Here is a 14,368-nt window from a genome sequence, read left to right as displayed (position 1 = left end):
CTCTTTATCATTCGGAGGATGTGTATTGGAAATGCCAGAATGGTTAGATGTCATAGTAAGATCCGTTCTTTTTTTACTAATTTTATTCTTCATTACCAAAATACTCGGGAAAAAGCAAATAGCCCAGTTATCCATGTTTGAGTATGTCACAGGAATAACGATAGGGAATATTGGAGCTGAAGTTGTGACAGGCCTGGACCAAAAAATCCATCTAGGAATCATCGCGATTGTTGCAACAGCAGCTATTCCTTATGCATCAAGCCGAATCACTCTAAAAAGCAAGAAGTTACGTGATTTTGTAGATGGCAATGGTACGGTTTTAATGCAGGATGGTAAAGTTTTGGAAGGTAATTTAAAGAAAGAGAAGGTAACTACTGATGAATTACTAGAAATGTTACGTAAGAAAGGTGTTTTTGATATTTCAGAAGTAGATTATGCTGTTTTAGAGGCAAATGGAGTATTGAATGTACTTTTGAAAAAAGAAAACAGACCATTAACAGCAAAAGACTTGAACATGAAGGTTCCAAAAGAAAGAGAGCCACAAACGGTTATAATGGATGGAGTAATCCTACCTGAACCACTTATACGAATTGGCAAAAGTCAAGTATGGCTGAACAATGAATTAGCTAAAATGAATGTGACATTGGATAATGTATTCATCGGACAAGTAAATACATATGGTGAACTAACAGTCGATTTGTTCGACGATAAGATTCAGGTTCCATCTCCTCAGGAAAGACCCCTATTATATGCCACGATGAAAAAATGCCAGGCAGATTTAGAATTATTAGCACTTTCATCCGATGACAATGAAGCAAAACAGATTTATCTAAAAAATAGTAAAAAAATGCAGGAAGCAATCAAAAAGGTCGCCTATATATTAAAGGATTAAGGGACATCCCAAACGGAAGTCCCTTGTTTTATTTTTTATATATTTTACAATTTATGTAAAGGAGGGGGGAGTTATGATGCAAGTAGTAACTAAAGAACTAGCAAAATGGATTGAAGAAGTTGACACTAATGCAATCTATTCGAGATTATTAAGAATAGAAAAGATCACAAATAATCCTATGGGTATAGAAATAAGGAAGTTCGGTCACGCAATAGCTTTTGTTGCTCAAAATATCCCAGGTCCAGCATTTAACAAAATAAAAGGAATGATGGATCAAGATATTCCTTTACTGAATGAAATGATCCAATTATACAATGATAAAGGTATCCCAGCGAGATTTGAATTGACTCCTGCACATGCAACCTCGACTCTCTATGTGGCCCTTGCAAACCTGGGTTATTTTCACACTGACTTTTTAGCTAATCTGTATGCTGACCCACAAAAAATATTAATGGATGAAGATGAAAATTCATCTGTTACAATACGTGAGTTTAAATCAAACGAATTTGATTTATTTGCAGAGCTGTATATAAAGGCCTTCGATATGCCGATGTTTTTAAAAGAAAATATCGCCCAAAATAATGAAGTACTGTATGGTATGCCTGGATGGAAATTTTATTTAGCCAATTATAAGGATGAACCAGCAGGCATTGGTGTACTATTCATGGGAGAGAGAGGGGCATACTTAGCTGCAGCAGGAACTATTCCACAGTATAGAAATAAAGGGGTACAGGGAGCTTTAATACAACGACGGATCATAGAGGCAAAACGAAATAATTGTAAGTTAATAGTTGGTCAGGCGAGTTTCGGTAGTATCAGTCAAAATAATATGGAAAGAGCAGGGTTGAAAATAGCCTATACAAAATCAGTGTGGACTCATCAATCATAAGCTATTAGGAAGGTACTCATTTGAGCCTTCTTTTTTATTACCCGGGAAATGTTTTTGTGATAATTTTGAAGAATATGGAAGGATTGTATGATTAAATTAGTCTATAAGTTTATATTTTAGGGTATAGGGTAATATGCTGTCTTTCCAATGAAAACTGGAAAGAAAAAGGCAAAAGAGAAGATGGTGAGAGATGAAGAAAAACATTTATAATCATTTGAATGGTAGAAAAATCTTTATTGCTCTGTTACTCTTATTTGCTATATTCTTTTTTGTTCAAATACAGGAAAGTACACTTTATGAGGCCATTATAAATGGTGATCACGAATATATAAAAACAGCGTTATTGGATTCTATTTTATATGTCTACTTTTTCATGCTGTGTATCATGATTATTCAGAATACCTTTACAATTATTCCCTTGATTCTCGTAATTACAATCAACATTACAGTATTTGGATTTTTCAAAGGCTTTATCTGGAGCTGGATTACCAGTGTTCTGGCGGCAATGATCATATTTATCTTCATTAGGTATCTGTTTACTGATCGTTTTTCGTCGAAAATTTCTCCTGAACAATTACAAAGAATTGAAGATAAAGGTATTTCATATATATTCGTTGCTAGAGTTACTCCTTTTATACCAACCAGCCTCATTAATATTATTGCAGGATTAAGTACAATTACATTGCAAAAATTTATAGTAGGTACGGCCGTTGGGAACTTTATTTATTTTTTTATCTTGGCCCTTATTCCAGCCGGTTTATATTCTAGTGGAATCAATGAATACATGATAGTGGCAATAATCATTTTACTCACGTGTGCATCCTACATATTCACAAGGATAAGAAATAAAAGGAAACATGATTATACTAAATTTATGCGTAATAAATGTTAAACGGAGGGAAGATGATAGTATTGACCCCTACATGTTGGTTTTTACTCTAACCTTTGGGGTGCGGCAACGATATACGGTCTCTCTTTTTTGTATTTTAAAAAGACAAATTAGGAAGCGGAGCGAAGAAAAGTGGAATAGAGCCAAAGAGGGGAGGAAAAGGCGGGAAACAGGAAGAATCCATCCAAAGTCGACACGAATCCAACTGCATACGGACATAATAGCCAATCTTTCCCTCAAATACTTGCTAGTCTTCGCTTTTTTATATTAATAATGGAGGAACAAACGATGAGATTAATTGTTGATCGAATAGAAGGTAATTTGGCAGTCTGTGAGAAATCTGATAAAAGTATGGTGGATATTGAGTTGACCAAATTGCCTGTTGATGTAAGGGAAGGAGATGTCCTGATTGAAAAGGATGGCAACTATGAGCTTGATTTAACGCAGACTGAAAAAAGGAGAAAGCGTGTACAAGCTCTAATGGAAGACTTATTTGAATAAATACTACCAATTACTTAAAACAAAAAAGCTCAAAGCAACATGCTTTGAGCTTTTTTCAGTGTACAGCTACACATATACTCTGGCAAAGAGGCTCCCCTAAACAGGAGCATTTATCTTTACTAAAAACAGGATGCTTCAATCAATCCTTCAATCTGTTATGCTTATTGGAGCCTTGACCTTGGCCTCAGTTTCTGGATGAATTCTTCTATCGAGAGCAGGAGTGATTTTGATAAAAATAACAACCCCGACTACACCGATGCCAGTAATAAAAATAGATGTAGCTAAATTGGATAGATAGGCACTCAATGTAATGGTTAGAGAACAAATTAGATTGGCTACATTATAGGTTAATCCGTTTACTGCTAAATAAGAGCTCCTTGCATGTTCTGGGGGCAAATTAGCCATATAATTTTGCTGGACAGGCACACGTAATACTTCAGCAACAGTTGCGATAAACATTGCTCCAAATAAGAACCAGATATTATTGGAATAAGAAATCACAGCATAGCCGGCTACAAAGACAATACAGCTGGTGATTAATACATTTCGGTCGTTCATATTAGAAACAAGCTTTGTCGCAAACAAGGCTAAAATGACAACCAGAATCGTATTTTCTGTACGTAAGAACCCGACCATCTCAATCCCGCCAAATTCGATACCTAATAGATTCTGAATGGATAGATCTTCCGACAGCCTAATACTCATATAGCTTGTTAATTGGAATTCCATTGATAGTACAAAGATTCCTGCTAATACGTATAAGACAAAGAGTTTATCTTTAAAAACAGAATGATAATTTGAAAATAATTGTTTGACATGTTGGGGTGGTGTTTTTTTCTCAGTTTTATTAGGTATGTAGCTTTCTTCAATAAAAAATGTAATTAAGGTCCATGCAATCAATGAAGTAATGGAAAGAGCGAGGAGTAATTCAAAGAAGTATTCTCTAAACATAAATCCGCCAATGGCACCGCCAAAAGCGATGGATAGATTATTTGCCCAATACATAATGGTATACATCGATTTTCGTTCTTCAGGACGGCTGACATCAATCAGCATTGCCTGATTTGCAGGCCCTGCTAAGCCCCAGCATATACTGTTAACTGTCATCATAAAGAATGTTATCAGCGGTTCTGTAAACCATGGTGAATTGCAAATCATCATGGTAACAAATGCTAAAAAACGAAGCGATTCAGCAAATACGATTAATTTTTTTCTACCAAAGCTGTCTGAAAAATATCCTCCAAAGAAATTGATGGCTATGCCGATAAACACATTAATCAGTAATAAAAGTCCTGCCATTTTTACCCCGAAATGTGAAGATAAATAAATCGCCATGAATGGAAATATCATACCTCCAATAGCGGAACTTAAAAATGACTCTATAATCCGTATTTTAATTGTACGGTGAAACTGTTTAAATCCCATGGTTGACCCTCCCTTTTCCCATTATGTAATTTTATAACATTCTGATAATATTTCAATATAAATTAAGAAAATATGGAATATTGTTTCTATTTATTATTTTAATTTTAAAAAGGGAAGATTACATCCGTAATTTTACGGATAGTATCTACGACTTTCGATGGAGCATAAAAAAGCCAAATTCACGAATAGTGAACTTGGCATAATACACTTCTTACTTCTTTGTTTCTAGAAATGTGAGGTTATTCATCCAATGAGTGTACATTTTCAGCTATTTCTTTATAAACAGGATAAACATCAAAGGCTGTCGTTTTACTGCTTAGGCTGAGAATGCCGATAAAATCAATATGATCCCAATTACTCTTGATAGGGAAATAGTTCCATTTCCCTTTTTCTGCTACCCCATTATAAGCTTTTACTGGTTGTCCAAATGGAGAGAAAGATGAAACAGTGCTGACTAACCCATCGTTTGGCCACCAGCTTTTATCGATAATAGGTCCTTCTTGTGGGTTGGTCCTACTAAATTTCCCTAAGAAACTGGTAGGTTGATGGAGAAATAGATGTGTGTAAGCAGATGGTATATGCTGACCTGTCAAAATACTCTTTTTGGAGGTTTGACCGGTGTAGGAGAAATAATAAACATCTGATTTTGTCTCTACCTTTTGATTAAGTACAGCAGCGCCTGGTGTACTTAAATCATATGCACTTATATCAGTACTCTCCCAAATCTTACTGTTAATGACTTTGGAGAGATACGATTTGAAAGATTCCCCGGGTTCTCTGCGTATTCCCCAATGGTCCAATTTAAAATCATATACTAAGTTTTCTTGGCTGATTCCTGTAACACTGGCGACATTGATGATTAGATCCTTAATAAAAGAGATGATTCTATTTTCATCATCCGCGTATGTTGTACCGTTATGAGGAGTGGCAATACTGCTCACACTGTGCACCCATGATTTATTGCCTTCAAAAAGAGAGGACATACTTTCATTCGGGTGGGCCTGATGATAGTCACGTTCCTCTGCACTTCCGTCTTCTAGAAGATCGACCAAACCTCGTGTCGTTAATCCTCCCATACTGTGGCCGACAAGGTGGACCGGATGATTGGCATCCCACTCAGGGTAGACCCCTTCGTAGGTACGTCCATAACGTGAATGTCCATGTTGTTTGGCATGGGACGTTCCGTAATCTACTGTGCCGCCTTTAATATAATAATAGAGTTCCACAGAACGATCATAATTGCTGGCTACTGGACTGACACTTGCTACAAAGGTTTGATGACCCATGCTTTTTAAGTACTCGGGAACATTCTTTAATCCGCCCCAATAATTGTACCCTAAAAATTCGCCTTCTCCCCATCCACCTAAACCATGGACCAACACGATAGGATAATCATTGCCTTGATTTTCTACGGCACTCGCCTTACTCTGTGGTAAAAAAGCAAAAAGGCTAATGATTAATCCTGTGACCAAAATAAGATTTGTTACTTTCGATTTCAAACCAATTCCTCCTTAAAATAAAAAATAGCCCATGACAAAGTGACGGGTTTCGAGTTCTTACAAAGGAGTATTTTGATAATTCTGTCATTTATTACTATATGGTAGCGCTTACATATTAAGCAAGTAATAAATTGTGATTTAAATATAAATAGGAAATTCAGCCTAACGTTTCCAGACAGCTAAATAAGGGTATTTTACAGCCATATAAAAGTAAAAAGATACTATAAGGGTAGAAAGTGGGATTTATATGTCGGGAATATTACTAGCATTATTAGCTGCGGTATGCTGGGGCAGCTTGGTATTAATTAGTGTGAAACTTGGAGGAAATGCTTATAGCCAAACATTAGGAATCACATTGGGTGCATTTCTCTTTGCTGTTATTATGCTGTTTTTTTCTGAACCTGTATTTAACCCTACAGTTTGGATTGTAGGAATGATTTCAGGTGGATTCTGGGCAATTGGCCAAACAGGGCAATTTATCAGCGTTAAATATATAGGTGTATCGAAAACCGTTCCCATTTCAACGGGCATGCAATTAATCGGAACTTCTTTATTTGGATTGATTGTCTTTAATGAATGGAGCACGAAAGCGCAAATTATGATGGGGATACTGGCCCTTTGCTGTTTAATTGCAGGCGTGATTCTTAATTCAGTCGGTAATGACAGTGATGAAGAAGGAAGTCAGTTAAAAAAAGGTTTGATCACTCTGACATTATCATCATTGGGGTATATAGGCTATGTGGTCATCATCAGATGGTATGAAATTGATGGCTGGTCAGCTATTCTTCCACAAGCTTCCGGGATGCTAATTGTTGGTCTTGTAATAGGCTTTTGGAAGCATGCGTTTAATAAATATACAGTGAGAAATATGCTTTCCGGGCTTGTCTGGGCAACGGGTAATATTGCACTTCTTCTGTCAGTTCCAAAAATCGGAGTAGCCACAAGTTATTCTCTTTCTCAAACAGGTATTGTGATTTCCACGCTTGGCGGGATTTTCTTATTGGGTGAGAAAAAGGATAAGAAAAGATTAATAATGGTCATCGCAGGCTGTCTCCTTGTTATTGCCGGAGGCGTTATATTGGGATATACCAAAAAATAAATAGTCGAGAGGAGAAACATATGATGTATAAAGATTTAGCAGGTAAAGTTGTAATAATAACAGGAGCAAGTAAAGGGCTTGGAAAGGCCATGGCCCTCAGGTTTGGGGAAGAGAAAGCAAAAGTAGTTATTAATTATCGTTCAACTGAAAAAGATCTAGATGAGATTGTTCGAATCATTAAAGCCTGTGGTGGGGACGCCATCACTGTTCAGGCGGATATTTCGAAAGAAGAGGACGTTAAAAGGTTAATAAATGAGGCAGTTGAGACATTTGGTACACTTGATGTCATGGTTAATAATGCTGGAGTTGAAAATGAAGTGCCTTCACACGAATTAAGCCTTGAAGATTGGAATAAGGTTATTTCCACGAATTTAACAGGATGTTTTTTAGGAAGCAGAGAAGCCATTAAGTATATGGTTGAACATAAGATAAAAGGTTCCGTCATTAATATGTCATCTGTACATGAGCAAATTCCATGGCCCCATTTTGTCCACTATGCGGCAAGTAAAGGTGGGGTTAAACTAATGAGTGAAACGCTTGCCTTGGAGTATGCTCCGAAAGGAATTCGCGTAAATAATATATGTCCGGGCGCAATCAATACACCTATCAATGAAGAAAAATTCAATGATCCTGAAGCGAAGAAGCAAGTTCTTGATCTTATTCCGATGGGATATATCGGTAAGCCTGAAGAGGTTGCGGCGTGTGCAGTTTGGCTTGCTTCGAAGGAATCAAGCTATGTGACAGGATTAAGCTTATTTGTAGATGGTGGAATGACACAATATCCAGGTTTCCAGGCAGGCAGAGGATAAACATTCGGTAAAAAAGATCATGCCCTTTGGATAATTAACAGACAATCGTACATACATTATTAGGATGGTATGTACATAGTCTATTGTATCTGAAATATAAGGGTGGAGTTTTATGCCGATAAGATCTGGTTTGGAATACATCGAGAGAATAGATAATCTTCATTCAACGATATGGATCGATGGACAAAAAGTAAATGGTAAAATTTCTGAACATCAAGCTTTTAAAGGAGTCATGAAAAGTCAGGCTGCCTTATATGATTTGCAATTAAAGGAATCCAACCGAGATATCATGACATTTCGTTCACCTGTTACTGGCAATCTGGTTGGGACCTCTTTTTTGGAACCAAAAACAAAAGAGGATTTAGAAAAAAGAAGACTGATGACACAAGTATGGGCTAAATCGAGCGGAGGGTTTTTGGGCAGATCACCAGACTACATGAATACTGTGATGATGTCCTTTGCGTCTGCCGCGGCCATTTTTTCTGAGCAGGATGAACGCTTCACTAAAAACATGCTGACGATATTTGAGAATGCCCGCGAGCAAGATTTATCTTTCACCCATACATTTATTAATCCACAGGTTAATCGCTCATCCTATTATGTTGAAAATTTCACCCAGACAATATCAGCACAGACGACAGAAATAAAGGATGATGGGATTGTTATAAATGGAGCCAGGCTTTTAGCCACACAGGGAGGAATTACGGATGAAATACTAGTGTTCCCTGCCAATGCCGCTGGGCATAATAAAGATTTGGCTTATGGCTTTTCCATTCCAAGCAACACGCCTGGATTGAAATTTATATGCAGAGAATCGTTTAGCTACCGCGATTCGGCATTTGATCATCCGCTTGGTTCCCGTTTTGATGAAGTGGATTCTATTGTCGTGTTTGATCAGGTATTGGTTCCCTGGGATAGAGTGCTCTTTTATGAGAATCCTCTTATAGCTCAAAAAATTTATCAGGAAAGCAGCTTCCATTTACTGGCTGCCCATCAAGTTACATGCAGAAGAATCATCAAGCTGGAGATGGTATTGGGAATTGCCCAAAAGCTAATTGATTCCATACAGGTGGGGGAGTATCAGCATATACATGAAAAAATAAGTGAAATATATGTCGGATTGGAATCATTAAAGGCGTTGTTGCTTGCATCTGAAGTAAATGCCAAGGCGGATAAGTGGGGAACAATGGTACCGGATGCAAATCCGTTACAGGCATCCATTTTTTTGTTTGCTCGTTTGTATCCAAGATGTACGGAAATTCTTCAATTAATCGGAGCGAGTGGGCTTATGGCCATTCCAACAGAAGCTGATTTTTCATCAGAAATCGGTGCGGATCTTGATTTGTATATGCAGGGAGCCATCGTTGGAGCAGAAGAAAAAGTGAAGATTTTTCGGTTGGCATGGGATATATCCATGAGTGCTTTCGGAACGCGACAATCCCTGTATGAACGATTCTTTTTTGGCGACGCAGTCAGATTGGCTTCAGGGCTCTATATGAGTTACCCAAAAGAAAACTATGTTAAATTAATTGATCAATTTTTAGATGAATACTAAGAGGGAGGACAGTTATCGGATAATGATAGCTGTCTTTATTTTGGGTGTTTTCGCATAGATTGTTGTTCCTATATAAAAAGGAGTAAATATCCATTTCGTGATAACATTAAATAAAGAATGCCACTTCACCAAATGGGATAGCTTTATCTATTAAGGGAGATTAGCGGATGAACGAATCTCGATAATAATAGTAAAATATATTTTTAGAAGGTGACTTAATGTTTCTGGGAAAGAAGAATTTTTTTGTTTGCTCGGTATGTGGTTATGATCATTTACCGGGACCATTATTTGAAAAAGGTATTCCTGATGTAAGCCTTATTTGTGCTTGTTGTGGATTTCAACCAGGGTACGACGATGAAGATTTAGGATATACATTTGAAAGTTATCGAGAAGAGTGGATAGAAAAGGGGGCTAAATGGTTTTGGGAGAAAGAGAAACCAAAGCAATGGGAGCTCAAGAAACAGCTGGAAAATATTGATATGAAATAGGGCTTAAGGTCGAGTTTGTAAATTTGCATTCTTTATTCTTTATAGAACCGGTGAAGATTAACGGATGAAGGAAATGGAAAACACAAGTAGAATCTATTCAAAGAAACATAAGGGGGAGAATAATGAAAAAAGCACTATTGGTTATAGACGTTCAAAATGGAATGTTTCAAGAAGGTAACGTTGTGTATAAAGGAGATGTCCTGTTAAAAAACTTAAAAGGATTGATTGGTCGGGCACGATCTTCTAAGACACCGATTTTCTATATACAGCATAATGCATCTGCTGGACACTCTTTAAAATATGGAACAAAGGACTGGGAGATTCATTCTGAAATTATTCCGAATAATCAAGATATTATTATTCAAAAAACTACCCCTGATTCATTTTTTAATTCTACTTTAGATGATGAACTGAAAAAGCAGGGGATTGAACATTTAATACTTGCCGGAATTCAAACAGAAGTGTGTGTTGATACAACTTGCAGAAGAGCCTTTAGTATGGGATATAAAGTCACTTTAGCTTCAGATACACACAGCACTTGGAATTCAGAAGACATTACTGCCCAACAAATTATAAACCATCATAACCGTGTATTACGTTGGTTTGCGGATGTTTACTCGAGTCGAGACATTACATTTCTAGAGCGATTGTGAAATAATAGCAGTCGCTTTTTTTTCTAAAGGGTTGGTTTGAAAAAAAGGGTTTTTTTGGAGCACGCCGATTATAATGGGTACAATTTTAACAGACATATAATTCTATTTAATGGAGGGTTTTATGAGTAAACGAAATTTGGTGTTATTTATTGCTTCAAGCTTAGACGGATATATAGCTACCAAAGATGACTCTCTAGAGTGGCTATTCAATGTCGAAGGTGAAGGTGATAACGGATTTTCAGAGTTTTATAAAACAGTAGATACCATTTTACTTGGTAAAAGGACTTATGATTGGATTATGGAACAAGATTCTGAGGAATTCCCATATAAAAACAAAGAGTGCTATGTGTTTACAAGGTCTTCTATTGAGGATACCGAGGACGTAAAATTTATTAATGAAGATGTAACTAAATTTGTTAATAAACTAAAAAGTGAAGATGGGAAAAATATATGGATTGTCGGTGGTGGAGAATTGTTACATTCCTTTATAAAAGAGGTGGATGAATTAATCGTAACGATTGCCCCAACTATACTAGGCAATGGTATCCCTTTATTTAGAGAGGGAGATTATCAATTAGACCTCATATTGAAAAGGATGAAAAATTATAATCAGTTTGTGGAACTCCATTATATAGTTAAAAAAACTCTCACTCATTGACTTTCTAATCAATTTGTATGATGAAATTCCATTAAAGTCTACATTAATCTATACGTGGACTAAAATTGATGATTAATTATGTGGACATAGTTGATTTTAATAATATTTAGTAATTAGTAGGATGACTTGCAAATCGATTAGAAACTAAATCAGTTATTATTTTAATATAATAGAAGGTATTGTAAATTATCTGTTTTTAATTAATAATTAGAGTAGTATAATTTGTAACGACTTTTTATCGGAAGGGAACCAAATGAAAGTGAGCATTAAAGAGGAATATGAGACGGTAGATGTTTCCATAGGACAGATAAAGTACGCAAAGAGAATACAAAAATTATTGTGTGAAAGATTGGATATGGAATTGCCAAGCGAGTATGAGCTATCTGAAATTGTGGTAGAACAGGCTTTGTTTACTTATATAGATATATTAGAAAAATATTATCGCTTGGATGGAAAACCGTGGGAAGAGTTTTATTCAATATATCATGGAGTAACTAATGTTCCTAGACGATTTGAGGACTTTAAAGAACAGAAAAAAGGGACTTTGCAACTTTTAAGAAAAAGGGAGAACTAAATCTTCAGCTGAAATAAAAGATAGAACTTTGAGGAAAAAGAAGGTCTTAGCTAATGCTAACTCTCTTTGTGAAAGAATACACTGGAACTATCGGGAGTACCCGCTCCAATATCGGGGCTGTGATGTAGTGACCCAAAAAGTTAGAGTTGAAATCTGACTTTTTGGGTGTAATACAGATCAGCTCTTTTTTGTTAGGCGGCTAAAGGGCAGCCCGAGTTCAACAAAAACTGGATATTTATGTTAAAGTGAACTCGTAGGGAGGGGAGATAGTTGGTTTATATCGCAAAGACTCAAAGAGAAGTATTAGGGTGTATACCATTAATGATATTAACAATTTCAATAAATGACTTTTCCGATTGGTTATTATACTTCCAAATAATATTTTCTTTAGTTATTCTTGTTTTATTATGTATTAAATATAAATTTGTGATAAATGATGATTGTTTGACGTATCAAATTTTGTTTTTTAATGGCCTTTATATAAAACAAGTATATTCCCTGAGCAAACAAAACAGATAAAATTTAAACGAGTCAATTGGTATAACAAAGGTGCTTTTATACAAGTAAAAAAAGGTTTTACCATTCGAATTATAAATTTCACTCCCAACGACGTATTCAAAGAATTAGTTGAGTTTGCTAATAAATAATTATAGAAAAATAGTCTTATTCCATTAACAGGGGGGATTACTTTAACAGCTAGGGGAAGCAAAAAATCAAGATTGTCATGTTGACGGTCTTTTCTTATGCTGATAAAGGGACAAAATCCCTGTAGGGAATGAAACTAATAGCTTTTTATTTCATAAAATAGATATGCTCCCCAATTGAAAAACAGATTCAAATAAAATCTGTTTTTCAATTGGGGAGTTTTTCTATCTTAAAAAAGTGGCCGCTGTATTGATCATGGTACGATTAAGCATTTTGAGGCACAGAAATAGAGAGTATTATTTAACTACGGCATTTGTTTAAGTAAATATGCCTAGCTTTCCAATACGTTCTATTGCTTCTATTAGCCGGTCTTCGTCTACTAATAAGCCGACACGAATATAGCCTTCTCCGTATTCACCAAAGCCTTTTCCTGCTGCAACGGCTACATCTGCTTTTTCAAGCAAATAATCAGCGAAGCTTTCGCTCTTAAAGCCGTCCGGTACAGGAAGCCAAGCAAAGAATGATCCAGTTGGTGCTTCGACTTTCCAGCCGATTTTATTGCAAGCGTCAATGAGGGAGTTTCGTCGTCGTTCATAGCGATCTATAAGCTCTTCTACGCAGGATTGCTCACCTGTCAAGGCTGCGATTGCTGCTCTTTGTACAGCCGGGAAGAGGCTGACGTAAAGATGATCTTGAATGAGATTGAGTGCTTCGATGATATCTGGATTTCCGATAGCAAAGCCCACGCGCCAGCCTGCCATATTGTAAGTTTTCGAGAGTGTGTACATTTCAATGCCGACTTCTTTTGCACCTTCCGTTTCAAGAAAACTGATAGGTTTTTGTCCATCAAAGCCAATAGCTCCATAGGCAAAATCATGAAGTACGGTAATGTTGTTTTCTTTTGCAAATGATACTGTTTTTTCAAAAAAGGCATGATCGGCGGTAGCTCCAGTCGGATTATTTGGGTAGTTTAAATACATTAGCTTTGCATGGGTCCTTTGTTCTAAAGGAATGCTTTTATAATCCGGCAAAAATTGATTATCTTTTGTTAGTGGAAAAGTTTCATAGTTTACGTTTGCTAACACGGCTCCTGATAAATAGTCGGGATAGCCTGGGTCTGGCAAGAGCATTAGCTCACCATCGTTGAGCAAGCACATTGGTAGTTCAACTAGCCCGGCCTTCGTTCCAAAAAGGATGGCAACTTCAGTTTCAGGGTCAACCTCGACGCCGTAATGCTTTTGATAAAATTGTGCCGCAGCTTCTTTCAATTCATCCAAACCTCGAAATGGAGAATATTTGTGAGTTTGTGCATCTTCAGCCGCTACTTGCAGGGCTTTGACAATATGCCTGGGAGTAGGTTGATCAGGATTCCCTTGTCCTAGGTTAATAATATCTCTTCCTTCAGCTATAGCGCTGTTAACTTTTTGGACAAGTGTTGCAAAAAATTGGACTGGCAGTTTTTTTAAGCGCTCTGAATATGTCATATAATTCACCTTTGCGACGAGAGAATAGTTTTGAATATTTAAATAATATGTAAAATTCTATAACCTTTTTTTAGAAATGTCTATAGTGAGGTGAAAGATTTTGAGAATAGCGGTAGTAAATGGTTATTAGATTTGCTGAGTCATAGATTATGGGGAAACGTTTGATGGTCCTTTGGGAAGTGATTGTATTTTTGAAATAGAGAATATGGGGCCGACTATGCCTTAAATGAGCTTGTTCGATTGGCAGATGAAAATGTTGAGCGAACGAAAGTATTATTCAATCGTCTTGCGAAAATATAGAGTGTGAA

General features: G+C 36.5%; 14 protein-coding genes. 11 read left to right on the top strand and 3 right to left on the bottom strand.

Features of this window, described 5'->3' with window-relative positions; all coding sequences use genetic code 11:
- Positions 1-31 precede the first annotated feature (31 nt).
- The 4 genes from AC4D4A_RS09245 to AC4D4A_RS09230 all read left to right on the top strand — a co-directional run bounded on the left by AC4D4A_RS09245 (position 32) and on the right by AC4D4A_RS09230 (position 3,171).
- Positions 32-892 carry a DUF421 domain-containing protein gene (locus AC4D4A_RS09245; protein WP_490995685.1) on the top strand — a complete coding sequence of 287 codons (861 nt, stop codon included), beginning with the start codon at positions 32-34 and terminating at the stop codon, positions 890-892.
- Between the two features lie 73 nt (positions 893-965).
- Positions 966-1,781 carry a GNAT family N-acetyltransferase gene (locus AC4D4A_RS09240; protein WP_490995623.1) on the top strand — a complete coding sequence of 272 codons (816 nt, stop codon included), beginning with the start codon at positions 966-968 and terminating at the stop codon, positions 1,779-1,781.
- A gap of 190 nt (positions 1,782-1,971) precedes the next feature.
- Entirely contained in the window at positions 1,972-2,673 is a 702-nt protein-coding gene (locus tag AC4D4A_RS09235) for a TVP38/TMEM64 family protein (RefSeq protein WP_490995622.1), read from the top strand.
- A 285-nt stretch (positions 2,674-2,958) separates the two neighbouring features.
- Entirely contained in the window at positions 2,959-3,171 is a 213-nt protein-coding gene (locus tag AC4D4A_RS09230) for a DUF3006 domain-containing protein (RefSeq protein ID WP_490995621.1), read from the top strand.
- A 147-nt stretch (positions 3,172-3,318) separates the two neighbouring features.
- Here AC4D4A_RS09230 and AC4D4A_RS09225 read toward each other — a convergent pair whose 3' ends face one another.
- Positions 3,319-4,596: an MDR family MFS transporter gene (locus tag AC4D4A_RS09225; protein WP_490995620.1), complete on the bottom strand. Its 1,278-nt coding sequence runs from the start codon at positions 4,594-4,596 to the stop codon at positions 3,319-3,321.
- A gap of 239 nt (positions 4,597-4,835) precedes the next feature.
- Positions 4,836-6,095 carry an esterase/lipase family protein gene (locus tag AC4D4A_RS09220; protein WP_490995619.1) on the bottom strand — a complete coding sequence of 420 codons (1,260 nt, stop codon included), beginning with the start codon at positions 6,093-6,095 and terminating at the stop codon, positions 4,836-4,838.
- 247 nt (positions 6,096-6,342) lie between these two features.
- Between AC4D4A_RS09220 and AC4D4A_RS09215 the strand changes: the two genes are divergently transcribed.
- The 7 genes from AC4D4A_RS09215 to AC4D4A_RS09185 all read left to right on the top strand — a co-directional run bounded on the left by AC4D4A_RS09215 (position 6,343) and on the right by AC4D4A_RS09185 (position 11,931).
- Positions 6,343-7,194 carry a GRP family sugar transporter gene (locus AC4D4A_RS09215; RefSeq protein WP_490995618.1) on the top strand — a complete coding sequence of 284 codons (852 nt, stop codon included), beginning with the start codon at positions 6,343-6,345 and terminating at the stop codon, positions 7,192-7,194.
- A 23-nt stretch (positions 7,195-7,217) separates the two neighbouring features.
- A complete protein-coding gene (locus tag AC4D4A_RS09210) occupies positions 7,218-8,003 on the top strand; it encodes a glucose 1-dehydrogenase (RefSeq protein WP_490995617.1) in 786 nt (261 codons plus the stop codon).
- A 112-nt stretch (positions 8,004-8,115) separates the two neighbouring features.
- Complete coding sequence (gene hpaB, locus AC4D4A_RS09205; protein ID WP_490995616.1) at positions 8,116-9,558, top strand: 4-hydroxyphenylacetate 3-monooxygenase, oxygenase component; 1,443 nt, start codon at positions 8,116-8,118, stop codon at positions 9,556-9,558.
- Positions 9,559-9,776: 218 nt separating this feature from the next.
- A complete protein-coding gene (locus AC4D4A_RS09200; protein WP_490995615.1) occupies positions 9,777-10,046 on the top strand; it encodes a hypothetical protein in 270 nt (89 codons plus the stop codon).
- A gap of 122 nt (positions 10,047-10,168) precedes the next feature.
- The gene (locus tag AC4D4A_RS09195; protein WP_490995614.1) at positions 10,169-10,699 is read left to right on the top strand and encodes a cysteine hydrolase family protein; all 531 of its coding nucleotides are present in this window, start codon (positions 10,169-10,171) and stop codon (positions 10,697-10,699) included.
- A 121-nt stretch (positions 10,700-10,820) separates the two neighbouring features.
- Positions 10,821-11,357 carry a dihydrofolate reductase family protein gene (locus AC4D4A_RS09190; protein ID WP_490995613.1) on the top strand — a complete coding sequence of 179 codons (537 nt, stop codon included), beginning with the start codon at positions 10,821-10,823 and terminating at the stop codon, positions 11,355-11,357.
- Positions 11,358-11,610: 253 nt separating this feature from the next.
- Entirely contained in the window at positions 11,611-11,931 is a 321-nt protein-coding gene (locus AC4D4A_RS09185; RefSeq protein ID WP_490995612.1) for a hypothetical protein, read from the top strand.
- A gap of 962 nt (positions 11,932-12,893) precedes the next feature.
- Here AC4D4A_RS09185 and AC4D4A_RS09180 read toward each other — a convergent pair.
- Complete coding sequence (locus AC4D4A_RS09180) at positions 12,894-14,060, bottom strand: pyridoxal phosphate-dependent aminotransferase (protein ID WP_490995611.1); 1,167 nt, start codon at positions 14,058-14,060, stop codon at positions 12,894-12,896.
- Positions 14,061-14,368 lie beyond the last annotated feature (308 nt).

This window comes from Pradoshia sp. Z5_111, assembly GCF_058267535.1.
This window is presented reverse-complemented; position numbering and strand designations above follow the sequence as displayed.

Excerpts from the sequence above, each read along its gene's own strand:
- AC4D4A_RS09245 (WP_490995685.1), top strand. The coding sequence starts at position 32 with ATGCCAGAATGGTTAGATGTCATAGTAAGATCCGTTCTTTTTTTACTA.
- AC4D4A_RS09240 (WP_490995623.1), top strand. The coding sequence starts at position 966 with ATGATGCAAGTAGTAACTAAAGAACTAGCAAAATGGATTGAAGAAGTT.
- AC4D4A_RS09235 (WP_490995622.1), top strand. The coding sequence starts at position 1,972 with ATGAAGAAAAACATTTATAATCATTTGAATGGTAGAAAAATCTTTATT.
- AC4D4A_RS09230 (WP_490995621.1), top strand. The coding sequence starts at position 2,959 with ATGAGATTAATTGTTGATCGAATAGAAGGTAATTTGGCAGTCTGTGAG.
- AC4D4A_RS09225 (WP_490995620.1), bottom strand. The coding sequence starts at position 4,596 with ATGGGATTTAAACAGTTTCACCGTACAATTAAAATACGGATTATAGAG.
- AC4D4A_RS09215 (WP_490995618.1), top strand. The coding sequence starts at position 6,343 with ATGTCGGGAATATTACTAGCATTATTAGCTGCGGTATGCTGGGGCAGC.
- AC4D4A_RS09210 (WP_490995617.1), top strand. The coding sequence starts at position 7,218 with ATGTATAAAGATTTAGCAGGTAAAGTTGTAATAATAACAGGAGCAAGT.
- hpaB (WP_490995616.1), top strand. The coding sequence starts at position 8,116 with ATGCCGATAAGATCTGGTTTGGAATACATCGAGAGAATAGATAATCTT.
- AC4D4A_RS09200 (WP_490995615.1), top strand. The coding sequence starts at position 9,777 with ATGTTTCTGGGAAAGAAGAATTTTTTTGTTTGCTCGGTATGTGGTTAT.
- AC4D4A_RS09195 (WP_490995614.1), top strand. The coding sequence starts at position 10,169 with ATGAAAAAAGCACTATTGGTTATAGACGTTCAAAATGGAATGTTTCAA.
- AC4D4A_RS09190 (WP_490995613.1), top strand. The coding sequence starts at position 10,821 with ATGAGTAAACGAAATTTGGTGTTATTTATTGCTTCAAGCTTAGACGGA.
- AC4D4A_RS09185 (WP_490995612.1), top strand. The coding sequence starts at position 11,611 with ATGAAAGTGAGCATTAAAGAGGAATATGAGACGGTAGATGTTTCCATA.
- AC4D4A_RS09180 (WP_490995611.1), bottom strand. The coding sequence starts at position 14,060 with ATGACATATTCAGAGCGCTTAAAAAAACTGCCAGTCCAATTTTTTGCA.